The 24,199-nt window shown below is 58.1% G+C and carries 22 protein-coding genes and 1 tRNA gene; 16 read left to right on the top strand and 7 right to left on the bottom strand.

All coding sequences use genetic code 11. The features are described 5' to 3' along the window. Positions 1-9: 9 nt before the first annotated feature. From GOW56_RS00640 to GOW56_RS00655, 4 genes are all read left to right on the top strand, one after another. Positions 10-1,125, top strand: coding sequence for an NUDIX domain-containing protein (locus GOW56_RS00640; RefSeq protein WP_171204635.1), 1,116 nt, complete (start codon positions 10-12; stop codon positions 1,123-1,125). Positions 1,126-1,193: 68 nt separating this feature from the next. Beyond that, positions 1,194-2,228 (top strand): cysteine synthase A, encoded by a 1,035-nt coding sequence (locus GOW56_RS00645; RefSeq protein WP_171204636.1) that lies wholly within the window; start codon positions 1,194-1,196, stop codon positions 2,226-2,228. After that, positions 2,228-4,654, top strand: coding sequence for a DUF3772 domain-containing protein (locus GOW56_RS00650; RefSeq protein ID WP_171204637.1), 2,427 nt, complete (start codon positions 2,228-2,230; stop codon positions 4,652-4,654). Before GOW56_RS00645 ends, GOW56_RS00650 begins: the two co-directional genes overlap by 1 nt. A gap of 134 nt (positions 4,655-4,788) precedes the next feature. Then, positions 4,789-4,878, top strand: a tRNA-Ser gene (locus GOW56_RS00655). Positions 4,879-4,930: 52 nt separating this feature from the next. On the opposite strand, the gene GOW56_RS00660 is transcribed toward GOW56_RS00655, so the two are convergent. After that, positions 4,931-5,860: a LysR family transcriptional regulator gene (locus GOW56_RS00660; protein WP_171204638.1), complete on the bottom strand. Its 930-nt coding sequence runs from the start codon at positions 5,858-5,860 to the stop codon at positions 4,931-4,933. A gap of 111 nt (positions 5,861-5,971) precedes the next feature. On the opposite strand from GOW56_RS00660, the gene GOW56_RS00665 reads away from it, so the two are divergent. The 5 genes from GOW56_RS00665 (at position 5,972) to GOW56_RS00685 (ending at position 9,618) form a co-directional block, all read left to right on the top strand. Continuing rightward, positions 5,972-6,679 (top strand): NAD(P)H-dependent oxidoreductase, encoded by a 708-nt coding sequence (locus GOW56_RS00665; protein ID WP_171204639.1) that lies wholly within the window; start codon positions 5,972-5,974, stop codon positions 6,677-6,679. A gap of 18 nt (positions 6,680-6,697) precedes the next feature. Further along, positions 6,698-7,000 carry a DUF1330 domain-containing protein gene (locus tag GOW56_RS00670; protein WP_171116251.1) on the top strand — a complete coding sequence of 101 codons (303 nt, stop codon included), beginning with the start codon at positions 6,698-6,700 and terminating at the stop codon, positions 6,998-7,000. A gap of 49 nt (positions 7,001-7,049) precedes the next feature. Then, positions 7,050-7,826 carry a CmcJ/NvfI family oxidoreductase gene (locus GOW56_RS00675; protein WP_171204640.1) on the top strand — a complete coding sequence of 259 codons (777 nt, stop codon included), beginning with the start codon at positions 7,050-7,052 and terminating at the stop codon, positions 7,824-7,826. A gap of 69 nt (positions 7,827-7,895) precedes the next feature. Beyond that, positions 7,896-8,807 carry an LLM class oxidoreductase gene (locus tag GOW56_RS00680; protein WP_371807864.1) on the top strand — a complete coding sequence of 304 codons (912 nt, stop codon included), beginning with the start codon at positions 7,896-7,898 and terminating at the stop codon, positions 8,805-8,807. Between the two features lie 22 nt (positions 8,808-8,829). After that, the gene (locus tag GOW56_RS00685; protein ID WP_171204642.1) at positions 8,830-9,618 is read left to right on the top strand and encodes an SDR family NAD(P)-dependent oxidoreductase; all 789 of its coding nucleotides are present in this window, start codon (positions 8,830-8,832) and stop codon (positions 9,616-9,618) included. A gap of 424 nt (positions 9,619-10,042) precedes the next feature. Here GOW56_RS00685 and GOW56_RS00690 read toward each other — a convergent pair whose 3' ends face one another. Genes GOW56_RS00690 through GOW56_RS00710 form a run of 5 tightly spaced genes read right to left on the bottom strand, consistent with a single transcriptional unit; the run spans position 10,043 to position 14,842 of the window. Beyond that, positions 10,043-11,521: an aldehyde dehydrogenase gene (locus tag GOW56_RS00690; protein ID WP_171204643.1), complete on the bottom strand. Its 1,479-nt coding sequence runs from the start codon at positions 11,519-11,521 to the stop codon at positions 10,043-10,045. Between the two features lie 9 nt (positions 11,522-11,530). After that, complete coding sequence (locus GOW56_RS00695; RefSeq protein ID WP_171204644.1) at positions 11,531-12,565, bottom strand: LLM class flavin-dependent oxidoreductase; 1,035 nt, start codon at positions 12,563-12,565, stop codon at positions 11,531-11,533. 3 nt (positions 12,566-12,568) lie between these two features. After that, entirely contained in the window at positions 12,569-13,486 is a 918-nt protein-coding gene (locus GOW56_RS00700; protein ID WP_171204645.1) for a flavin reductase family protein, read from the bottom strand. Continuing rightward, positions 13,483-14,271, bottom strand: coding sequence for an alpha/beta fold hydrolase (locus GOW56_RS00705; protein ID WP_171204646.1), 789 nt, complete (start codon positions 14,269-14,271; stop codon positions 13,483-13,485). Before GOW56_RS00705 ends, GOW56_RS00700 begins: the two co-directional genes overlap by 4 nt. Then, positions 14,243-14,842 (bottom strand): amino acid synthesis family protein, encoded by a 600-nt coding sequence (locus GOW56_RS00710; RefSeq protein WP_171204647.1) that lies wholly within the window; start codon positions 14,840-14,842, stop codon positions 14,243-14,245. The genes GOW56_RS00705 and GOW56_RS00710 overlap by 29 nt, the downstream gene beginning before the upstream one ends. A 106-nt stretch (positions 14,843-14,948) precedes the next feature. Here GOW56_RS00710 and GOW56_RS00715 point away from each other — a divergent pair, with 106 nt between their 5' ends. Further along, positions 14,949-15,791, top strand: coding sequence for a LysR family transcriptional regulator (locus GOW56_RS00715; protein ID WP_171204648.1), 843 nt, complete (start codon positions 14,949-14,951; stop codon positions 15,789-15,791). A gap of 33 nt (positions 15,792-15,824) precedes the next feature. On the opposite strand, the gene GOW56_RS00720 is transcribed toward GOW56_RS00715, so the two are convergent. Beyond that, on the bottom strand, positions 15,825-17,009 hold the full coding sequence (locus GOW56_RS00720; RefSeq protein ID WP_171204649.1) for a M24 family metallopeptidase: 1,185 nt from the start codon (positions 17,007-17,009) through the stop codon (positions 15,825-15,827). A 209-nt stretch (positions 17,010-17,218) separates the two neighbouring features. On the opposite strand from GOW56_RS00720, the gene GOW56_RS00725 reads away from it, so the two are divergent. The 6 genes from GOW56_RS00725 (at position 17,219) to GOW56_RS00750 (ending at position 24,066) form a co-directional block, all read left to right on the top strand. Further along, positions 17,219-18,364 carry a Xaa-Pro peptidase family protein gene (locus GOW56_RS00725; RefSeq protein WP_171168411.1) on the top strand — a complete coding sequence of 382 codons (1,146 nt, stop codon included), beginning with the start codon at positions 17,219-17,221 and terminating at the stop codon, positions 18,362-18,364. Next, positions 18,361-19,071, top strand: coding sequence for an aspartate/glutamate racemase family protein (locus GOW56_RS00730; RefSeq protein WP_171168409.1), 711 nt, complete (start codon positions 18,361-18,363; stop codon positions 19,069-19,071). Before GOW56_RS00725 ends, GOW56_RS00730 begins: the two co-directional genes overlap by 4 nt. Positions 19,072-19,208: 137 nt before the next feature. Further along, positions 19,209-20,309, top strand: coding sequence for an ABC transporter ATP-binding protein (locus GOW56_RS00735; RefSeq protein ID WP_171204650.1), 1,101 nt, complete (start codon positions 19,209-19,211; stop codon positions 20,307-20,309). A 103-nt stretch (positions 20,310-20,412) separates the two neighbouring features. Then, entirely contained in the window at positions 20,413-21,504 is a 1,092-nt protein-coding gene (locus GOW56_RS00740; RefSeq protein ID WP_171204651.1) for an extracellular solute-binding protein, read from the top strand. Positions 21,505-21,574: 70 nt separating this feature from the next. Beyond that, positions 21,575-22,849, top strand: coding sequence for an ABC transporter permease (locus GOW56_RS00745; protein ID WP_171204652.1), 1,275 nt, complete (start codon positions 21,575-21,577; stop codon positions 22,847-22,849). Between the two features lie 5 nt (positions 22,850-22,854). Continuing rightward, a complete protein-coding gene (locus tag GOW56_RS00750; RefSeq protein ID WP_171204653.1) occupies positions 22,855-24,066 on the top strand; it encodes an ABC transporter permease in 1,212 nt (403 codons plus the stop codon). The last annotated feature ends 133 nt before the right edge of the window (positions 24,067-24,199 follow it).

Below are 24,199 nucleotides of genomic sequence, written 5' to 3' on the forward strand. Positions count from 1 at the left end.
AGATTGAATTTGTCTGATTTGTTCTTCTATGGAACGTTGCGGTATCTGCCGTTGTTGCAGCGTGTCCTGGGCCGTCCGCTGAGCGAAATAACGTTTCACGCTGCCAAGCTGTGCGATCACGCGGTTCACGCGGTCCAGGGGCAAGATTTCCCGATGATCCTGCCCGTCAAGGGTGCCGCTGCCGAAGGTCTGCTGGTGCAGGGCCTGTCCTCCGATGATCTGGCCAGACTGGCTTATTACGAAGGATCCTTCGACTATGACCTGAAATCGTTGAAGGTCATTCTGGAGGATGGGGGCGAAGCACAGGCGCAGGTCTTTTTTCCGACCCCGGGCGCGTGGAAACCCGGTGAGTTGTGGTCGTTGCAGGGCTGGGCAGACAAATTGGGCGAGGTTACGGCGCTCGCTGCCGAAGAAGAAATGGCCTATTTCGGTAAAGTCGATCCCAAAACCATGGCGCGCAGCGTCCGCGCCATTCAAACCCGCGCCTGGGCAAAGATCATGGCCAAGCAACGACGAACCGGCGATCCGCGGAACATAGCCGAAGACGTGATCGTCCACCGGCACGAACGCGTTTACGTCGACTATTTTGGGATGGAGGAAATAGATCTTCAACACCGGCAGCATGACGGCAGCATGGGTCCCGTGCTGCACCGGGGCGGTTTGATGCAGGGCAGCGCGGTGTCCGTTCTGCCATATGACCCGATCCGCGACACCGTGCTTCTGGTCGAGCAGTTCAGACCGCCGGTGTTTTTGATCGACGATCCAGAGCCCTGGCTTTGGGAAGCGGTTGCCGGGATGATCGACCCCGGCGAAACGCCGGAACAGACGGCACATCGCGAAGCCATGGAAGAAGCCGGAGTTCGATTTGACAGGCTGGAATATGCGGGCGGGGCGTATTCCTCCAGCGGGTCGTCGACGGGTTTCATGTATCTCTATGTCGGGCTTGGCAACTTGACCCAGACAACCATCACCGGTGGCCTGGACACAGAAGGCGAAGATATTCGCAGTCGGATTCTGCCGTTCGACGAATTCATCGATATGACAGACCGTCATCTTTTCAAGGATTTGCAGCTGGTGTCTCTGGCTTACTGGCTGGCCCGCCATCGGGATCGTTTGCGCGCGTGACTATCGCGCTTGTGGTCCCGGCAGTGCGCCTGTAAATCTTCGAAGATACCAAATGACAAGAGGCGACCATGCGCATTGCACGAGATCTTGCTGACGCAGTAGGAAAAACACCGTTGATCCGGCTGCGCCGCATCAGCGAAGAGACCGGATGCGAGATTCTTGGCAAAGCCGAGTTCATGAACCCGGGACAGTCGGTAAAGGATCGTGCTGCTCTTTTTATCATCAAAGATGCCATCGCACGCGGGGATCTGAAACCGGGCGGCACCATCGTGGAAGGCACCGCCGGCAACACCGGTATTGGTCTGGCTTTGGTCGGTGCGTCGATGGGGTTCAAAACGGTTATCGTTATCCCCGAGACCCAATCGGAAGAAAAGAAGGATATGCTGCGTCTGGCGGGCGCACAGTTGGTTCAGGTACCCGCGGCCCCGTATCGCAACCCCAACAATTTCGTGCACTATTCCCGCCGTCTGGCCGAGGAATTGGCGCAGACAGAACCCAATGGCGCAATCTGGGCCAACCAGTTCGACAATGTGGCGAATCGTCAGGCACATGTGGAAACCACAGGCCCCGAGATCTGGGACCAGACAGACGGCGAAGTTGACGGGTTCGTCAGCGCGGTCGGGTCGGGTGGGACATTGGCAGGCGTTGCCGATGTTTTGCAACCCAAGGGCGTCAAGATCGGTCTTGCAGATCCTATGGGGGCTGGCCTGTATTCGTATTACACAACAGGCGAGATCGCGATGGAAGGTGGGTCAATCGCCGAAGGTATCGGGCAGGTGCGTATCACCAAAAACCTTGAGGGGTTCACGCCGGATTTTTCTTATCAGATCACCGATAACGAAGCGCTGCCCTACATCTTTGATCTTCTGCGTGACGAAGGCCTGGTCATGGGCGGCTCGACCGCGATCAACATGGCAGGGGCGGTGCGCCTGGCCAAGGAAATGGGGCCCGGCCATACCATTGTGACCATCCTGTGCGATTATGGCACACGCTATCAATCAAAGCTGTTCAACCCCGAGTTCCTGCGTGAAAAAGAGCTTCCGGTTCCGGATTGGATGACCGAGGCACCGCGCAGCATTCCCGGCGTTTTCGAGGACGTGTGATGCTTGGACAGGTCCGCCTGTTTCTGACCCTGCTATTCCTGTGCTTTGTCGGGTTTTCGAATAGCGCTGTTGCGCAGCTGACGGATCGTCAAAGTGAGTATTACCAAGGCTGGGTCAAAACCGCGAGCCGGGCCGAAGCTGTCATCGAGGCGAACCGGGCATCTGACGCTGCGCTGGAGAATTTACGTTCTGAAATAAATGGTTACAGGGAAGACTTCAATCGAGCTCGTGGTGCAAATACCGACCGAATAACGACGCTGGAAAGCCAGATAAAAGCGTTGGGGCCCAAACCCGAAGGGGACACGACTGAACCTGAAGACATAGCAAATCTTCGGGTGCATCTTGAGGAACAGCTCAACAGCCTGCGTGTTCCGCGCATCATTTCCGAAGAAGCGTATAGCCGTGCGAACGGGCTGATCAGCGAAATTGATCAGATTCTTCGTGCACGCCAGAAAAAAGAGTTCTTTGAACAGGGCCCGTCGCCGATCAACCCGGCGTATTGGGGTCCGGCATGGGTGGATGTCAAAGAGGCCGTTCAAGGCCTGGTAAACGAAACGATCACAAATTTGCGTTCAGATGTCGTGCGCGAGCAAATTCGCGCTCGTGGGCTCGCAATCTTCATACTTCTGGTCATTTCAGCCGTGCTGCTGATCTTTGGCAAACGGTGGTCTGAACTCGGAGGCGACTACCTGAGGTTACTCGGCGGGGCCGGGACGGGGGTTTGGTCGTTCGTAATCTCACTATTGCGAATTCTGTTGCCATGGATCGGTGTGGTGGCCGTGGTCACGGCGATCAGTCTCACCGGCGTTCCGGGTCTGCGGGGCAGCCTTTTGCTTCAGAATGTTCCGTATTGGGCAGCGATCGTGTTTTTCTATGACTGGATTGGTCGCCAGGTATACGTGATCGGCGCGTCGCAAGGGTTCAAACGTCTGTCCGCTGCGCGCATCACTGAACTGCGCGTGTATATCGATCTGCTCGCCCTGATGCTGGTTTTGCACGAATTGGCGTTTTTGTTCGAACGGATCGAAAACATTTCCGACGCCACTCGCGCCGTAGTCAGTTTCCCGGTCATTGTCGCGACGGCTTTGTTGTTGTTGCGAGTACGTCAGATTCGAACAACCGACGGGCCTCCGGATCAAGCTGCCTCGACCCGTTCCGCGGGTTTCAGCCAACTGGTCGAGTTCCTGCGCCGGGCTTTGTTCCTTTTGGGGATCATGTCTCCCTTGCTGGCTATTTTCGGATACACCAATGCGGCCGAAGCAATCGTGTTTCCTGCCGTCAAGACATTGGTGCTGATCGGGGCCTTGGTCATCCTGCAACGGTTCATCAGTCAGATTTACGGTTGGGTCACCGGGCAGGGCGAAGCCGCAGGGGATTCGCTTTTTTCCGTGCTGGTCGGGTTTGCATTGGCCATCTTGGCGCTTCCCATTCTGGCGATCTATTGGGGTGCGCGGGAAACAGACCTGCTGGAAGCATGGTCGCGCCTGCTGCTTGGTTTTGATATCGGTGGCGTCACAATTTCGCCCAGCAACTTTCTGACCTTTGTTGCCGTGTTTGCAATCGGTTATACGCTGACGCGTCTGTTGCAAAGCGGGCTGCGCAATTCGCTTCTGCCGAAAACCAACATAGATCCGGGTGGCCAAAACGCGATTGTCGCTGGTTCGGGATACGTTGGCATATTCCTTGCTGCGTTGGTGGCAATCATGGTGGCCGGTTTTGATCTGTCATCGCTGGCGATCGTCGCTGGCGCGCTGTCTGTTGGCATCGGCTTTGGTTTGCAGACAATCGTGTCGAACTTCGTTTCTGGCATCATCCTTTTGGTCGAGCGTCCGATTTCCAAGGGGGATTGGATCGATGTTAACGGCATGATGGGATATGTTAAGGACATTTCCGTTCGTTCGACCCGGGTCGAGACGTTCGACAGGACGGATGTCATCGTTCCAAACTCTGACCTGATCAGCGGTGTCGTAACGAACTATACCCGCGGCAATACGATCGGGCGAGTGATCGTTCCGGTGGGTGTTGCATACGGAACTGATACGCGTCTGGTAGAAACCATTCTGGGCGAAATTGCCAACAGCCATCCGATGGTTTTGGCCAACCCGGCGCCAAGCGTCGTGTTCCAGGGGTTTGGAGCAGATTCCTTAGACTTTGAAATACGGGCGATCCTGCGGGATGTGAATTGGGTTTTGTCGGTGAAATCTGACATGAACCATGAAATCAACCGTAGATTCTCGGAAGCAGGGATCGAGATTCCGTTCGCACAACGTGATGTCTGGCTGCGAAATCCCGAAACCCTGCGGGCATCTGACCCGAGCAACCAGGAGCCTTCCGTTTCTGTGCAGAATGAGCCACGCAAAGTTGCAGAAGCTCCGGCGGATTTGACCGAGGCGGATATGGACCCGGATGCCGGTGATGAGATCTGAGGGGCCAGATCGCAGCACGTGTTGACCTGTGATCACCCGTCGGTGGGTGCATTGATTAAATTGCGCTATTCCCCTGAATTCTTCGAATTGGGGCCTTGCAAATCCGACGGCATTCGTCCAAATATCGCCGGCACGGAGAGGTGGCCGAGTGGTCGAAGGCGCACGCCTGGAAAGTGTGTAGGCGGGAAACCGTCTCCAGGGTTCGAATCCCTGTCTCTCCGCCACCATCACCATTGCGAAACTTGAACTGAACCTGTCCGCGAACGCGATGCACGATTACAAGCTGTCCTGCTGCGCTTCGACCCAGCCGGTGCCTGACCTGCCGCCGAGTTTTTCGACGAGAAAATCCATGAAGATTCGTGTCTTGGGCGTCAGCACGTTCGAGCGCGGATAGATCAGCCACAGCCCAGCATGATCATTCAGCCGCCAGTCAGGCAAAACCTGCCTGAGCCGCCCGGAGCGCAGTTCATGGGCCACGCTCCAGAGTGAGTTGATCGAAAGCCCCGCTCCGGCAAGCGTAGCTTCGCGTTGCGCGGTGCCGTCATCGACGATGGTTCGGCTGATCATCGCGCGCGGGTTCAGGATCGCCTTCTGACCAGCAGGATCAACCAGTTCGCGCCGGTCGAGATTGGCCCACGCGATGAAACGATGCGCCGTCAGATCCTCAGGTTTCGAAGGCACTCCGTGCCGCTCGAGATATTCCGGCGCAGCGCAGAGCAGGCGGATGTCATCTGAAAGTTTGCGCCCCTTGAGGCTGCTATCGGCCAGAGGCGCGTTGCGCAGGGCTAGGTCGAAACTGCCCTCGATGGCGTCGAAGGGCTTGTCCGACAGTCGCAGGTCCAGCGTCAGGTCGGGATAGCGTTGATGAAACTCGGGCAACAGCGGCATGATGTGCAACTGGGCAAAACTGCTGGGGGCTGCGAAACGCAAGGTGCCTGTGGGGCCGGTATCCGTGCCTCCGAGGGCAGCGCGCGCTGCATCCGTCTGGGCGAGAATTTCGCGCGCATAAGGCAGAAACTCCGACCCTTCCAATGACAACGACACCTTGCGCGTGGTGCGGTGCAAAAGCTCGACGCCAAGTTCGTTCTCAAGCTTGGCCAGCCTGGCACTCGAGACCGCCGGTGCAAGGCCAAGCTCGCGCCCGGCGGCGCTGATATTGAGCCGTTCGGCCGCCATGACGAACAGGCGCAGGCTGTCGGTATCCATATAGATTATATCCAAAATACGAAAACTGAACTTATTTTTCACCACCTTTTTCTTGTTCTTGCAAGTGATAAGTCAGGTGCACACCGACACACACCCCAACGGAGACATAAAATGAACGCGATCACCGAGGTGAAGACCGATATCAACGCGCAGATCATTGAGGCCTTCAATTCTCGCCATGCCACCAAGATCTTCGACCCTGAACGCAAGGTGAGCGACGCTGACTTCGAGACGATCCTCGAGGCTGCACGCCTTTCGCCCACTTCGTTCGGGAACGAGCCCTTCCGCATCCTGATGATCCAGTCGCCCGACAAGCGCGAGCTGTTCCGCGAGTTTTCATGGGGTGCCAACGGGATGATGAACGGGTCGACCGGCCAGCTTGGCACCGCCAGCCATTTCGGCATCATTCTGGCGGCGACGGGTGAACTGATGCGCGCCGGATCGGATTATCTGCAAGACCACTACCGGCAAGTGAAGCAGCTGCCCGAGGAAGTGATCGAGATCTTCAACGGCGCATACGGCAAGTTCCAGGCCGAGGATCACAAGATCACCTCTGACCGCGAGATCACAGACTGGTCGGGCAAGCAGGCCTATATCGTGCTGGCCAACATGATGACCACCGGTGCGCTGATGGGGATCGACAGCTGCCCGATCGAGGGCTTCGACATGGAGCGGACGACGCAGACGCTGGCCGAACATTTCGGCGTCGATACCGCGAAATGGAAACCGGCGGTGATGTTCGCCTTTGGTCATCGCGCGAAAGATCCTGAATTCCCCAAGACCCGCCGCACGATGCAAGACACCGTCGCTTGGTTCTGACCCCGAAGGAGATACACGATGACCTATTATTCCGTTCTGGACGTCACCCCCACCGCCGAGGACTGGATCCCCGGCTACCTGCCCACCGCCAACGAACGCGTGGCGGCACATGGCGGCAAGTATCTTGCGCGTACCGCGACCCACGCGCAGATGGAAGGCGAGGATCAGCCCGCCGGGCTGAGGATCATCATCGAGTGGCCTTCGGAAGAGGCGGCCCGCGCCTTCATGGCGGACCCGGCCTATGCACCGCACCTGGCCTCCCGCACCAAGGGCTCGGTCAGCCATCACTACCTGATCGCGGGGCAGGACGACCTCGCCTGAATGCAGCACTGGCCCGGTATGCCGGGCCGGCACCCCCAAGGAGGCTTTCATGACCCGGACCGGAACCGTCAATTATCATGTTCACAAGCCCGCGCCGCAGGCATTCGTGCTGGACGCGGACAGCATCGCTGGCAATCTGGTCTCGCCCGAACTGGCCGCGACCGAGGTGGCGCTGACCGATCTGCGTGCCGGGCGGGCAGGGGCCAGCTTTGTCTCTGACGGGTTCGAATTTGGTGTGGCACCGACGCGGGTGACCAGTTTCGAATCCCCCGGCTGGCAGGAGGTCTACGACCGCGAACTGGCCGAGCTGCTGTGCGACCGGATCGGCGCGCGCGAGGTGCTGTTCTTCGACCACACATTGCGCATTGACGACCCGGCAGCCAACCGCCGCCCCGCGCGCAACGTGCACAGCGACCTGAGCCCGCAAGGTGCGCACCAGCGGCTGGTGGACATCCTCGGGCCCGAGCGGGCGCGCGATTGGGCGGCGGGGCATTACGCCTTCGTTAACCTGTGGCGGCCGGTGGAAAACCCGATCAACACCGCCCCGCTGGGTTTCGTACGCCCTGCAACCGTGGACGACGCGGACTGGATCAACATCGACCTGATCTATCCCGACCGGCGCGGTCGTATCCTCGGTCTGGCGGCCAATCCGCGTCATGATTGGGTGTATCTGTCGCGCATGACGCCGGACGAGATCGTCTGGTTCAACATCTACGACAATCGCGGCCGTCCAACGGTGGGCCACAGCGCGATTGATCTTGCCGAAGATCCCGATCGGCAAACCATCCGCAAAAGCCTGGAAAGCCGGGCGCTGGTGCGGTTCTGAGAAAGGCAGAAAATGCTGGACAAATCCAACACGCCAAACTTCGCGCCGCTCAACCGCGCGTTCAACGCGGTGTTCCGCCCTGGTAGGCTGAGCATTGGGCTTGTGGTCCCGCTCGAGGCAAACCGCAACGATCCGGTACCTACTATGACGCGCCATCTGGAGCGCGCCGCGCTGGCCGACGAACTGGGCTTTGCCGCGCTTTGGCTGCGAGACGTGCCCTTCAACGTGCCCTCGTTCGGCGATGCGGGACAGGTGTTCGATCCTTTCGTCTATCTCGGCGCGCTGGGTGTTGCGACGCGCGACATCGCGCTTGGCGTGGCTTCGATCGTGCTGCCATTACGGCACCCGGCCCATGTGGCCAAGGCGGCAGCCTCGGCCGACCAGCTGTCGGGCGGGCGGCTGCTTCTGGGTGTGGCCTCGGGGGATCGTCCCGAGGAATACCCGGCGCTGAACAAGGATTTCTCTGATCGCGGGGCGCGCTTCCGTGACAGCCTGGTCTATATCCGCGCCATGGCGCAGGATTACCCGCGACTGGATAACCCGCAGGGCGACCTCTCTGGCGGTATCGACATGTTGCCTAAGCCTGCCGCCGGGCGCCTGCCGCTGCTTATCACCGGTGGCAGCCAGCAGACGCCAGAGTGGGTGGCGCGCCACGGTGACGGCTGGATGACCTATCCGCGTGGTACGGCGGCGCAGTCCCGCGTTGTGGCCGACTATCGAGCGCGCGTGGCACAGGCCGGCTTGCCCGACAAACCGGTGATGCAGTCGCTCTATGTTGATCTGGTGGACCAAGCCGACGCTCCGCCGCGCCCGATCCATCTTGGGTTCAGTGCCGGCACCGATTACCTGCGCCGCTACCTGCACGAGATCCGCGATTTGGGCATCAACCACGTGGCACTGAACCTGCGCTTTAACGTGGCCGGGATCGAACCCACCCTGCACCGGCTGGCCGACGAGGTCCTGCCCGAGTTTCACGACTGATTTCATCCCCAAGGAGGCCTCAATGCCCAAGACTATACTGATCACCGGCGCGACCGACGGCATCGGCCTGTTGACCGCCAAGACACTGGCGGCCGAAGGCCACCGCGTGCTGCTGCACGGACGCAGCTCTGACAAGCTGAAGGCCGCCGCGCAGACGGTTGGCGGCAACCCCGAGACCTTCCGCGCCGATCTTTCCGATCTGGACGAAGCCGCCGCGCTTGCTGACGCCGTGCGTGCCCGGCACGACCGGCTGGACGTTCTGATCAACAATGCCGGTGTCTACAAGACTCCGCGCCCGCGCCGGGCCGACGGGATGGATGTTCGGTTCGTGGTAAACGCTCTGACGCCCCATGTGCTGACCCGACGGTTGTTGCCGATCATCCCAGCCGAAGGGCGCGTGGTGAACCTTTCATCGGCCGCGCAGGCGCCGGTGGATGTGGATGCGATGCACGGTAAGCGGCAATTGAGTGACATGGAGGCCTATGCGCAAAGCAAGCTGGCGCTCACGATCTGGTCACGGGAAATGGCGCGCGCACACCCAACGGGCCCAGTCTTCGTCGCAGTCAACCCTGGCTCTCTTCTGGCCTCAAAGATGGTCCGAGAGGGTTTTGGAATGGCCGGCAATGACTTGGCGATCGGCGCTGATATCCTGCGACGGGCCGCGCTGTCGGACGAATTTGCCGATGCCTCGGGGCTGTATTTCGACAATGACAGCGGGCATTTTGCTGATCCACACTCGGCGGCGGCCGACCGCGATCACGCGGCGCGGGTCAAGGATGCTATCGCGGCGTTGACCGGCGGCGGAGTTTAGATCCGCGATATGCCCGTTGCTCTTGCGCCGGCTTTGAGGTGTTCGGTCCCGCTTGGGCCAGGCACAGTGCTTCGACCTCAGTGGCCATGCCTCCGGCAAGCCAAAGTGGCAGGTGGGCGTCTGGGACCTGCGATGCGCGCAGTTGGGATTACCGGAGCAGGTTTTCGACACCAGACCCACCGCCTTCGTCACTACATCTGATGGGCACCAGATATTATCATCTCTTTGCAGAAATTCCCTCGTTCGCCCGCAAAACTCTGAGGACGAGATTGGTGAAAAGATGCTGGCTCAAAACTCGGACTTTATTGCGTGCACGAGATTTGAAGACGCAGCTATTTGGTTGGAACAGTTGCAAGAAGGCTTTGTAGGTGACTCTAAACGCTAAAGTCCGACAGCTTTGACAAAACAATGCAGCAGGATCTTGTCACCGCATGACGAATGGGTTCGACATTGGCTGTTCCGACGTATTCAGCCAGACGGTTTTGGTCCTTGTGTAATCGTGAATTGCCTCGATCCCGGCTTCCCTGCCATAGCCGGATTGATTGTAGCCACCAAACGGAGCAATCGGGGACACTGCGCGGTATGTGTTGATCCAACAAATTCCCGATTTCAGGCGGGATGAAACCCGATGGGCGCGGGCGACATTTTCAGTGAAAACGCCGGACCCAAGCCCGAACTGCGAGTCGTTGGCCAATGTGATCGCTTCCTCTTCCGTATCGAATGGCAGCAGAGACATCACGGGGCCGAACATTTCGACCTTCAGCGTCTCGGTCTCTGGGCTCGTGCATTCCACCAGCGTAGGGGCCATGAAGTTGCCCGGCCGGTCCAGAGGTTTTCCCCCGAAGCGGATGCGTGCGCCTTGTTCTGTGGCCTTCGCCAAAGTCGCCTGAATTCTTTCCACCTGATCAGTGGTGCAGAGCGGGCCAATATGGGTGGCCGTTTCCAATGGATCTCCGATTGCGATGCCCTTCATCTTCTCTTCGATCTTGTCAACAAGCGCTTCCAGTACCGGGCGATGTATCAATCCGCGCGAGCCGGCCACGCAGCTTTGACCCGAGGCGCCGAAATTTCCCGCAATCAAGCCATTGGCGGCGCCATCCAGATTGGCATCATCAAAAACGATGATCGGGGATTTCCCGCCCAGTTCCAATGTGGTCACCGCAAAGTTTTCAGCCGAATTGCGCACGACATGGCGCGCTGTTTCCGGGCCGCCGGTGAATGCGATCCGGTCCACGTCCGGGTGCCGGGTAAGCGGGATGGCGCAGTTTTCGGCATCCCCCGTAATGACAGAGACGACACCTGGCGGAAAGCCAGCTTCATCGATCAGCCGTGCGAATTCCAGCATCGGAGCGGGCGCAATTTCAGAGGCCTTCAGCACGACCGAACATCCTGCCGCCATCGCGGGGCCAAGCTTGGTTGCGGTCAGGAACATCTGTGCGTTCCAGGGGACGATAGCGACCACCACGCCAATCGGTTCGCGCTTGGTGAAGACGTGCATGTCCGGTTTGTCGATCGGAAGAACCGCTCCTTCGATCTTGTCCGCGAGCCCTGCATAATATCGATAATAGTCACCGACATAGGCTGTCTGGCTTGCGGTTTCGGCAAGCAGCTTGCCGCTGTCTGTGGTCTCAAGCTGGCCCAGATGACTGGCGTTTTCCTCGATCAGTTCCGCAAGTTTGAACAACAGTTTGCCGCGTGCGGTTTGCGTCATATCGCGCCACGCGGGATCATCAAGTGACCGACGCGCCGCGGACACGGCGCGGTTCACGTCTTCGGGTGCGGCACAGGCGAAACTGGACCAATCTTGGCCCGTCGCCGGGTTTTGCGAATGCATCACTTGCCCGTGTGCCCCTTCGGTCCACGCGCCGTCGATATAAAGCTGGAAATGTGGTTTCTGATGCATCATCGATCCTTACTGAAACTTTGGCATGACGTCGTCGATGAAACGGGCCAGCGATGCGCGTTTGCGTTCGAAACTCATACCGCTGTCTATCCAGAACGAATACTCATCATAGCCCAGATCTTCATAACGTTTCAGACGTTCCGTGACCCCATCCGGGGTTCCGACTGTCAGATCGCGCGCCAGGTTTTCCGGTGCCATCATCTTGTTGGCCGCAATCTCTTCATCCGTCAACGTCTGGATCAAGCCCTGCCGGACTGGCCGCTTGTTTTGAAACCAGGCCCCGAAGTAGTTGTAGAAGCGCGACAAATCCTGAGCGGCCTGACCCAGATCATCATCGTCGCTGCCAACGTAAGTGTGATGCAGCAGCATGATCTTGGGGCGCGGCCCCTCATGGTTTGCGCATGCATCTTCAAAGCGGCCCATTAGCGTTTCAATCTCATGCATGCCCTGCCAGAGCGGTGTGACCTGAATGTTAAAGCCGTTCTGCACACCGAATTCATGACTGTTCGGATCCCGCGCTGCGATCCAGATAGGCGGCCCGCCGGGTTGCACCGGTTTGGGGGCCGAGGTGGTAGCAGGAAAATTGAAATACTCTCCATCATGGGCACAGTCACCCTCCCACAGCCGGGGCAAAAGCGGCGCGATTTCCCGCATGCGCTGGCCAGCATCCCATGCATCCATTCCCGGCATCATCCGTTCATATTCATACGAATAGGCGCCGCGGGCGATGCCCAGCTCGATACGTCCGCCTGTCATCAGGTCCGCCGCAGCCGTTTCGCCCGCCAGTTTGATCGGATGCCAGAATGGTGCAACAACTGTACCCGTGCCAAGCCGCACATTCTTGGTGTGATGTGCGATATCGACCAAAGACATCAAAGGGTTGGGCGCGATCGTAAAGTCCATCCCGTGGTGCTCGCCGGTCCAGACGGCGCGCATTCCCGCCTCATCGGCCATTTTACACAGCGCGATGAATTCTTCATACAGCTTCTCATGGGGTTGATCGGGGCTCAGCCGTTCCATGTGTGCGAAAAGGGAAAACTCCATCCATCAGGTCCTTTCAGAAAAGCTGTGCACGTCGCCTTGCTGCGCACTGCCCAGATACAGTGAGAAGTCGCGGGTTCGGCTTTCCAGCGCGAAACGAGAAATCATGGTGGTGATTGGCGCCGTCGAGTAGCTAAGGGTTGCCAGGTCTTCAATCGCGACGGCCTCAAGCTTGCCATGTTTGGGAAGTTCCGGCGCATTTCCCAATATGTAGACATGATGCGCTGTGGCATCGTCATAGACCGAGTAGACCACGCCGAGACGTGCGTCGATGCCACGATCATGCAGATCCTGCCAAAGGCTGTCGCGCAACTGTCGACGGTCGGACAATGTGACCTGCGGCGGCCTGAAACCGGCATCCGTTTTCTCAAGCAGCACGCGGCCTTCGTGTTCGATGATTGCGCCACAGACGATCCTGCGCCCCGTCGGTTCAAGCGCGCCCCGTTCCAGCCCAAGGCTGAAGTACCGCCCGTTCGCGTAGCCCAGAGCCGGGCGGTCGTTGTGGGAATAGGTTTCGACCTGTCCGATCAGAACGCAATGGTCTCCTGCCTCGATCACCCGATGGGTCCGGCAGGAAAATGTCGCGACCGCGCCGTTGATCAAAGGGATCTCTCGCGCGTCGAGGTCATGGTCGGTTTTGGCGAACCGGTCACCTTTGAAGCCGGCGAAACTGTTGGACACATCCTCTTGCCCCTCGGCCAGAACACTCACCGTGAAATGGGTGCAGGTCGAGAATTCGCCGTATGAAGACAAGTTCTTGCCGGGGCAAACGATCAACAGCGGCGGGTCGAGCGAAACCGAAGTGAAGGAATTTGCCGTGAAGCCCAGGGCCGTACCAGAGGCGCTGCGCGTGGTAACGACGGTCACGCCGGTCATGAATTTGCCGAATGCCCGCCGGAGATCGCGGGGGTCAATTTCGGTCATGATTGCACCTCGCTTTGAAAGCTGGAAATGGCGGCGTTGACCTGACTTGCATGTGTCATCGGCATCATATGGGCCGCCCCATCGATGATCAGCGCGCGGCCGTTCGGGGTGATTTCAGCCATTTTAAGCGACATGTCTGGGGTGGAGTTCGGCTCCTGACTGCCGGTTATGAACAGCGCGGGGCAGGCGAGTTTCTCCAGCGCGTCGCGCCGCGGATTTTGGCCTTGGGCAAAAACCGTATAGGCCAGCTTGTAAGCAGCCGGATCCATGGCCGTCAGCCATTCGCAGCAGGCATCACGTTCAGGCGAACCGATGTCACCAAACCACCGGCGCAGCGTGCTGGTTGGGTCAACCGGTGTTTCCCCATCCAGTCCCGCCGCACGTTTCTGAACCGCCAGCGCGGCCTTTGCGCTGCGTTCAAAAACGGCATTCATTGCCACGACGCCGCAAATCCGGTCGGGCGCCTTGGTGGCAAGGTCCAACGCGATCATCGCGCCCATCGAGTGGCCGACAACTAGGACCGGACCGTTCAGATTGCCCAGCACGTTCTGTGCTGCATCACTGTAATCCGACAGTTCCGTACCGAAAAATCTCAGCGGGCTTTCGCCGTGACCGGGCATGTCCGGTGCCGTCAGGCGCGCTTCAGAGGCCAACCCGTCCAACTGCGCGCCCCAGGCTTCGGCCCGCAGGCCAACCCCGTGCAGCAACAGGATGTCCGGACCTGTGCCTGCCTGGATGGCGGCCAGCCCGCCGATTTCAGACCGCGGCCGGGTTGTCCACGTCATGACCCAAATCCTTGAGATCCTGATACCGGTCGCCGATACGGTGATGCGGTCTGCCCGATGTTGCCGCCCCCAGTACCACCACAATTTCGTCGTCGCGCGGTGCGTCCGGGATCGAGAATTGAACGGTCAGGTAGTGAGACCGCCGCCCGGCATCGTTTTTGTCCATCAATGGCACCATGATCGGCGCATTTGCGGGGCCGCGCGTGTTCGTGAAAGCCAGATAGGATTTCGCGCTGACAGCCTGCCGGTAGTGGTTGCCGAACCGAAGGGTGTGAATAATGCCTGAGGCGTGCTCGACCTCGCCATTCAGCCCGACGACGGCTGCCTTGCCATAGGCTTCGATTGCGTCGCCACTGCCTGCCAACGCGATCATGCGGTCCGTCATCATCTTTCCCAGTAAGGGGCCATATGCGTGGATTTCCGGTTTGAGGTCTTCGACATATCGACCCGCCCAGGGATTGGTGATCACTGCGGCCACGGCGAACATGCGCCATGGGATTTCCGCAGGGCGAAATCCCTCGACAAGAACTTCCTCGTCGTAGGTAACAATCTTGCGTATTTCCGGCTTCATCACACCTCTCCTGTCGCGCTGGGAGAAAGTAGAAACGGGTGTGGTTTTTGACAAATGATTGAATTATGTGCTTTCGCATTAAAAAGATTAATGGATAACTTGATCAATGGCAAAATCACTTCCCCCCCTGACCTGGTTCCGATCCTTCGAGGCGGCGGCCCGGACCCTGAGTTTTACCGCGGCGGCCGAGGAAATCGGCCTGACCCAATCGGCTGTCAGTCAGCAGGTGAAATCCCTTGAGATGCGTCTGGGGACACCGCTTTTCATAAGGCATCCGCGCAGTCTGGCCCTGACGGATGCAGGGCGGAAACTGCTGCCCGAAGTCGGCAGTGCGCTTGAGGCGCTTGCCGCCGCCGCCGGAAGGGCCGACGCAAGCGCACCAGGAGATGTCCTGACAGTGGCCACATCTGTCAGCGTCGCGCAATGGGTCATCGCCCCAAACCTCGCGGACTTCACCCCCCGCAATCCAGAGATCAGCGTGCGGCTGCTCAGCGCAATCTGGCCTGACGATTTTCACGCGTCGCAAGCTGACGTTCAGGTCAGGTTCGGATCGGAAAAACAAGTGGGCAGGGGGGCCGAACGTTTGTGGCCGGACAGGCTTGTCGCTCTTAAGGCGCCGACGCTTGCAGGGGATCCGTTTGACCTTCCATTGATAGAGGCAGTCGGCACTTCAAGCGGATGGAAGACGTGGTTCGACAAGCAGGGCGTACAGCGGCAGCCTGCCGTTTTCGTCGATACGTTCGGCATGGCGCTTCAATTGGCGGTTCATGGCAGCGGGGTTGCCCTGATCAGCGAGTTCCTGGCGAAACATGCGATGATAACCGGTCTTGTCGAAAGCGCACATGACAGCACTGTCGACTGCAACGAAGGGTATTATCTTTCCGCTGACGCCAGCAATCCGGCGGCCGCATTGTTTCGGGACTGGTTGCTTGAACAGATACGTGTTTGATCAGGCGCGGGCCTAGGATCGTTCGTGCACCACTCAGGGCTTGACGAATACTTTGCGTGGTCGTTTGCACAGACACTCTGCGGGACCGTTTTCCTTGATCAGGATGGTTTCGGTGATCGCAAGCCCCCAATCATCCATCCAGAGCCCGGGCATGAAGTGAAATGTCATGCCAGCTTCGAGGATCGTATTGTCTTCGTCCCGCAGCGAGATCGTGCGTTCGCCCCAGTCCGGAGGATAGCTGAGGCCGACAGGATAGCCGCAGCGGGCACCGCGTTCGATCCCCGCACGTTCGAGAGGCGCCGCCAGCGCTTTGGCGATATCCTTCGCGCGATTGCCGGGGCGCGCAGCCTCCAGACCCGCTTCCAACCCTTCAACCAAGGCCGCCTCGGCCCTTTTGAGATAATCAGGCGGTTGACCCAGAAATACCGACCGGCAGAACGGAGCATGATATCGGCGATAGCAGCCAGAGAGCTCGAAGAAGGTGCATTCGCCCGATTTGAACACATCTCCATTCCAGGTCAGATGCGGCGCGGCGGCGTCTGAGCCGGACGGCAAAAGTGGGACGATGGCTGCGTAATCCCCCCAGTCATCACCGACGCCCGTGATTGCGTCATGGTAAATCTGTGCGACTAGCTCGTTCTTGCGCAGGCCAGGTTCAACGCGCTCAAGCACGCCGTCAGTTACAAACTCTGAAATCCGGGCCGCCTTGCGCATCAGGGCGATTTCTTCGTCGGATTTCACGACCCGTTGCCAGTTGACCAAGGCCGTTGCATCGATCAGGGTTGCCCCGGGCAGTTCCGTTGTCAGAGTAATATGGGCTTTGGCCGAGTAGTAATAATTGTCCAGTTCCACCCCAATTCGGCTTTGGCCGTGTCCGCAGTCCGCAATAAGTTTGGCCAGATCCTGCATTGGATGCCGTGTGGTCGACTGCACGAAGTGATCCGCGTATCCGAAAACCCGATCGTCCCCCATCCACACCGTGCGCAGCGCACCGTTTGCATCCTGCCGGCGCCCCCACCAGATCGGGTCCGCGTCAAGAAAGATCAAGGCACCCTGGTGAACGTAAAAAGACCAGCCCTCGTACCCGGTGAGCCATCCGATGTTCGAGGGGTCTTCGACAAAAAGGCAGTCAATTCCCTTTGCGGCCATCGCCTTTCGGGTCTTGGCAAGACGGCGATCATATTCCGCCCGGCTGAAGGCTGGATCAGAGTGGGTCATTGGCGCCTCCGGTCAACAAAAGACTTTGGTTGACAGAACCCTACCGATCCGCTCACGTCAACGAACGAAAATTCGGGGGGCTGCATGAAAGCCGATATCAATAAAGCCGATATCAATCCGCACCGAACGGGCCATAGCACCGGGCCATTCAAGCGGTGTCGTTTCAACGGTTCAGCCTGCATGCGGCGCCCCACCTCTGAGGTCGCCGGATGAGAGGGTTCGAGCCAGCAGAGTTCGCAGCGCGCACCGAACGCGCACAGGTGATGATGAATGCCGCTGGCCTGTCGGCGCTGCTGCTGACCACGGAAACCGACGTGCGTTACTTTACCGGATACCTAACCAGATTCTGGGAAAGCCCGACCCGCCCGTGGTTCCTGATCCTGCCTGTGGCCGGTAAACCGGTTGCGGTTATCCCCTCGATCGGCGCCTCGTTGATGGGGCAAACCTGGATCGACGACATCCGAACGTGGAGCTCACCCGACCTTCAGGATGACGGCGTCTCGCTTTTGACGGATGCCCTGACGGAATTGACACCCCTCACAGGCCGTATTGGAATGCCCGATGGTCACGAGACGCACGCGCGTATGCCCATGTCGGATATTGAACGCCTGCGAAACAGGCTCGGTTCGCGCCACATCACCGGAGATCACGGTGTTTTGCGCCAACTTCGCATAGTCAAATCCGAGGCGGAAATCGCCAAGATCGAAACCGCATGCGCCATAGCCGGTCGGGCCTTCGCCCGAGTTCCCGAGATTGCTCGGGCAGGCGTGCCTTTGGATGAAGTATTTCGCGGTTTCCAGATACTCTGTCTGGAAGAGGGTGCCGACTGGGTGCCGTATCTCGCAGGTGGGGCAGAGCAGGGCGGTTACTCTGACGTAATATCGCCGGCGTCTTCGTCCCCCTTGGAGGATGGCGATGTACTGATGCTTGATACCGGCTTGGTCTGGGATGGCTATTTCAGTGACTTCGACCGCAACTGGTCGGTCGGCCCAGCAAATCCGGACGTGAAATCTGCTTACGCTAGGCTGATTGAGGCGTCTGACGCTGCTTTCGAAATCGCCCGCCCCGGCGCCACCGCAGCAGAGCTGTTTCATGCCATGAACACCGTGCTGACCAAGGCATCCGAAAGCACAGATGCCGGTCGGTTGGGGCACGGGTTGGGAATGTCGCTGACCGAATGGCCGTCGCTCATCCCGACGGACCAGACAGTTCTTGAGCCAGGCATGGTGCTGACCTTGGAGCCGGGCATTGCCGTTGGTGGCAAGATCTTGGTTCACGAAGAAAACATCGTCGTAACAGACGATGTTCCGCGCTTTATCAGCCCGCGTATCGGGCCGGAGATGATCCAGCTATGACCTACGTGCCTTACACGCTTGACAAGGACGACCCGCAAGCCCCGCCGCTTGGATTGATTGTTCTTCAGGTCGACGAGACGATTGAGCCGGAATTCAGCACGATTTTCTCGGACCGGAAAAACCCGTTGTATGTAACACGGATACCCAGCGGCATTGAAGTGACACCGGAAACCCTGGCCGAGATGGAAGAGGCCCTGCCGGCGGCGGCGGGATTGCTGCCCAGCGCGCGTCCTTTCCGGGTGGTGGGTTATGGCTGCACGTCCGCAAGTTCCGTCATTGGATCAGAACGTGTGGAGGAACTTGTCAAACAGTCGTGCAATACAAAAGAGGTTACGAACCCTTTGCGCGCAGCCACGGCCTGCGCCGCGGATCTTGGCGTGTCCAGGTTTGCGCTGCTGTCGCCTTATGTCGAAGAGGTCAACGCACCGCTGCGTGCCGCGTTTTCGGAAAACGGAATAACCATGGATGTTTTCGGGACATTCGGGCAGGCCGAAGAGGCAAAGGTTGCTCGGATTTCGGTGCAGTCCGTGATCGAAGCTGCGACAGAATTGGGATCTGATCCGTCGGTAGAAGCGGTATTCATTAGCTGCACCAACCTTCGGACCATTGAAGCAATCCCTGAGATTCGCAAACGGATTGGTAAGCCTGTTCTTTCAAGCAATCAAAGTCTTGCATGGCATATGGGTCGCCTCAATCTTGCTGATTGAAACAGCAAATATGATATGAATATTCGCAAAAGCGTCATCTAATGTTGCCAAGTGCCTACTGCATGGTCTTAACTGCTGACTACAGATCAATGAAATCCGCAACTCTCGGATAATCATTTGACGCAACAGGGGGTCTTGTGACCGACACAAATACTGATGCCGCGTTTGTTGAATTCCAACGCGTACAAAAATCTTATGATGGCGAGAATCTCGTTGTCAAAGATCTCAACCTTGCAATGCCCAAAGGCGAATTCCTGACCATGCTCGGGCCGTCCGGGTCTGGAAAGACAACCTGCCTTATGATGCTTGCCGGATTCGAAACCGCTACACATGGCGAAATCCTTCTTGACGGGAAGCCCATCAACAATATCCCTCCACACAAGCGTGGGATTGGCATGGTCTTCCAGAACTACGCCCTGTTTCCGCATATGACGGTGGCCGAAAACCTTTCATTCCCCTTGGAAGTCCGCAAATTGGGCAAGTCTGAACGGGATGAAAAGGTTCAGCGGGCCCTGGACATGGTTCAGATGGGTGCGTTTGGTGGGCGACGTCCGGCTCAGTTGTCTGGCGGTCAACAACAGCGAATAGCCTTGGCGCGCGCTTTGGTTTTTGAACCCGAACTGGTGTTGATGGATGAACCCCTGGGCGCACTGGACAAACAACTGCGTGAGCATATGCAGTTCGAAATCACGCGTCTCGCGCATGAGCTGGGGATTACCACGGTCTATGTAACGCATGACCAGACCGAAGCATTGACCATGTCGGATCGTGTTGCCGTGTTCGACGATGGCCGCATTCAGCAGCTTGCGCCGCCCGATCAGCTCTATGAAGAACCCGAAAACAGTTTCGTTGCGCAGTTCATCGGGGAAAACAACACAATGGAAGGCGTCATCAAGACGATCGATGGCGATACATGCCTCGTCCAGCTGGATGATGGCTCGGAAATTGACGCTGTTCCGATCAATGTTCGCGAACCCGGCGAACGGACAAAAGTATCGATCCGGCCCGAGCGGGTAGAATTCAACAAGGATCGCCTGCACGCCGATGCACATACGCTGAAGGCAACCGTCAAGGAATTCATTTACATGGGTGACGTGTTCCGTTTCCGCATGTCCGTTGCCGGAAATGATGAGTTCATCGTCAAGACCCGGAACGCGCCAGACGCAATCCGCCTGTCCCCGGGGCAGGAGATCGAGATCGGCTGGCTGGCTCAGGATTGTCGTGCGCTCGACGCATAGGCCAAGTCGCGCGGAACAAGCGCGACCTCACTGAGGGACCGGCTGGTGAAAACCCGTGCATCAGCCGACCACACACATAAACGGGAAGAACTGGGAGCAATTCATGAAGACAACCAAAACATTGTTGACAGCAGCGGCACTTGGGGCAGTTGCTGGGGGTGCATTCGCAGAGGAAATGACGATCGTTTCCTGGGGCGGCGCTTATTCCAAATCGCAGCTTAAGGCGTATCACGAGCCCTATTCGGAAAAGACAGGTGTCACCATCCTGAATGATGACAGCTCGGCCGAAGCAGTTGCGAAACTGCGCGCGATGAACGAAGCCGGCAACATCACCTGGGATGTGGTTGATGTTGTGGCCGCAGACGCAATTCGTCTGTGTGACGAAGGTCTTGCGCTGGAAATCGACTTTGACACCCAGCTTGCGCCGGCGCCGGATGGCACACCTGCCTCCGAAGATTTCGGCGACCTTTTGGTCAGCGACTGTTTTATCCCGCAGATCGTGTATTCAACCACCTTCGGGTACCGCACCGATCTGGTCGGAGACACTCCGCCCAGCGATGTCTGCGCCGTATTTGACCTGGAAGCCTATCCGGGCAAGCGTTCGCTTGAAAAGCGTGCGATCAACAACATGGAATGGGCCCTGTTGTGCGATGGCGTCGCAAAGGACGATGTCTATGACGTTCTGGCCACTCCGGAAGGACAGGATCAGGCGCTTGCCAAGCTCGACACGATCAAAGACAGCGTAGTCTGGTGGTCCGCTGGTGCGGATACACCGCAACTTCTGGCTGATGGCGAGATCGTCATGGGTTCGACCTATAACGGTCGTCTGTTCAGCGTGATCGAAGAGCAGAAGCAGCCCGTTGCCATGTTGTGGGACGCGCAAATCTTTGACCTGGACGGTTGGATCATCCCTGCTGGTCTGAGCGAAGAGCGTCAGCAGCGCGCGCTGGACTATATCATGTTCGCGACCGATACCCAGCGTCTGGCGGATCAGGCCAAGTACATCTCGTACGGTCCGGCCCGTGCATCGTCGGCTCCGCTGGTGGGTAAGCATGCCGAATTGGGTATCGATATGGCGCCCCATATGCCAACCGATCCGGAAAACGCCAAGAACACGTTCCTTTACAACTACGAGTTCTGGGCGGATTACCGCGACGACATCGAAGCCAAGTTCCAAGCTTGGTTGGCGCAATAAGCGCGCGTTTTCATGAAAAAGTCGAGGGCGGCGCGCCGCCCTCAGACTCAAGCAGAGCCAAGGGGCACAGATGACTGACGCAAGCCAAAATGCAGGGCCGATGCTGGCAGCGGACGGAACGCCGCTCAAGCAATCGCTGGCACGCTCACTGCGGCGGCAGAAATTGCGGGCGTTGATGCTCGTCGCTCCGCTTCTGCTGTTCGTCATGTTTTCCTTCATCGTGCCGATTGCGTCGATGCTGTTTCGTTCGGTGGAAAACAGCATGGTGTCGGAAACCCTTCCACTTACTGTGGAAGCTCTGAAGGGTTGGGATGCTCAAAGCGGCGAGCTTCCGGATGAAGCGGTTTACGATGCTTTCGTCCGCGATATGGTCGTTGCGGTCGAAAACAAAGAACACACTCGCCTTGGTTCGCGTCTGAACTATGAAGAAACAGGTATGTCTTCGCTGTTCCGCAAATCCGGGCGTCAGATCAAAAAACTGGATCCTGAAACGGATGGGCCTTTCAAGGAAAAGTTGATCGAGATTCACGAAGGATGGGGAGATCCGCAAACCTGGCGCGTGATCAAGACCCACTCACCGGCGATTACCAATGGCTACTTCCTGAATGCCGTCGATATGCGCAGAACCCCGGAAGGCGCGCAGGCCCAACCCGAAGACAAGCGGATCCTGATCAAGCTTTTCGGACGTACTCTGTTCATGTCGCTCGTGATAACGGGCGCTTGTATCCTGCTTGCTTACCCTGTCAGTTATCTGTTGGCGACACTTCCGATGCGGGTGTCGAACCTGTTGATGATACTGGTCCTTTTGCCCTTCTGGACGTCTCTTCTGGTGCGAACGTCCGCCTGGAAGGTCATGTTGCAGCAACAGGGGGTTATTAACGATACCCTCGTTTGGCTGGGTCTGGTCGCTGATGATGCCCGGCTGATCATAATCAACAACCAGATCGGCACCATCATCGCGATGACACACATCCTTTTGCCGTTCATGATCTTGCCAATGTATTCGGTGATGCAGACCATTCCGCCGTCGTACACGCGTGCGGCCAAATCCATGGGTGCAACGAACTGGACGACGTTCTGGCGCATCTACTTCCCGCAATCCGTGCCCGGAATCGGTGCCGGTTCGATCCTCGTGTTCATTCTGGCGATTGGGTACTACATCACGCCCGAGATCGTGGGCGGCACCAAGGGCGTCTTCATCTCGAACCGGATTGCCTATCACATCTCGTCCTCACTGAACTGGGGGCTGGCTGCGGCCTTGGGTACGATCCTTCTGGCGGTCGTGCTGTTGCTCTACTGGGTCTACGACAAGATCGTGGGCATCGATAACGTGAAGTTGGGATAATCAAGATGGCAGCACTGACACCGATATCCCGCAAACCCATGTCCATGGTTTTGCCCAGTGTCGCACTAGCCGGGGCATTTGCCGGCATTTTCGTCGGGGCCGGAAATGGTTCGGTCCTTCTGGGCATACTGGGTGGAGCCGTCCTGATCGCGGGGCTGGCCTGGGTCTACATAAATATCGTGAAGAACGAAAACCTCGCACGCTTGATCAATATCTTCGGATTCGGTGTCGTGGGTTTTTTTGTGGCCGGGTTGATGGGCGGTGTATTGGGGCTGCTCGGCGGCTGGTTTTTCGCCTGGTTTATCTATTGGTTGTACGAGGGGCGGTATAGGCGCAAGCTGCTGCCGTATCTCACGGCACAACAGGTTTTCTATCACTACCTGTTTCGCGTGATCTGTGGTGCGATCTTCGTCTTTCTGATCACGCCGATTCTGGTGGTGTTGCCGTTGTCTTTCAACGCGCAGGACTTCTTTACCTTCACGCCCGAGATGCTGCGGCTTGATCCGGAAGGCTATTCGCTGAAGCATTACCGAGATTTCTTCACCAACAACGAATGGCAACGCAGCTTCAAGAATTCGCTGATCATCGCGCCGATTGCGACGGTTATCTCGGTAACGTTAGGAACGCTGGCCGCGATCGGGCTCAGCCAGTCTCACGTTCCAGGACGCCGTGCGATCATGGGAATTCTGATTTCGCCGATGATTGTTCCGCTGATCATCTCGGCGACGGGTATGTTCTTTTTCTACAGTGATATCGGACGTTTCCTCGAAGGTACACTTGGCATGAACAAGAACTTCGTAGGCTATCTGAAAGTTATCCTGGCCCACGCAGTGCTAGGTATTCCCTTTGTGATCATCACCGTGACGGCGACCCTGGTGGGCTTTGATCGATCTCTGACACGGGCGGCGGCCAATATGGGCGCAGGGCCCGTTAGGACCTTCTTCAAGATACAGATGCCGTTGATATTGCCGGGGGTTATCTCGGGCGGCCTGTTTGCCTTCATCACATCGTTCGACGAAGTGGTCGTGGTCTTGTTTGTGGGCTCAGCCTCGCAAAAGACATTGCCGTGGCAGATGTTCACCGGCCTGCGGGAACAGATCAGTCCAACCATTCTGGCGGTCGCGACAATCCTTGTGGTCCTATCCATTGCCCTGCTGACGACGGTTGAACTGTTGCGGCGTCGGTCGGAGCGTCTGCGGGGCCTTTCGCCCGCTTGACGCAGCAAATCGTCTGATCTAACGATTCACCTGTTCATCTCTGCCGCGATGGCGTCGCGGCGACTACGGAGGTGATCGGCTCTCGGACCCCGAGACCGCCTGTCCTGAACGCCGGGACATGTGGCCGGGAAAA

It is taken from the genome of Ruegeria sp. HKCCA0235A (assembly GCF_013033235.1).
Classification (GTDB): domain Bacteria; phylum Pseudomonadota; class Alphaproteobacteria; order Rhodobacterales; family Rhodobacteraceae; genus Ruegeria.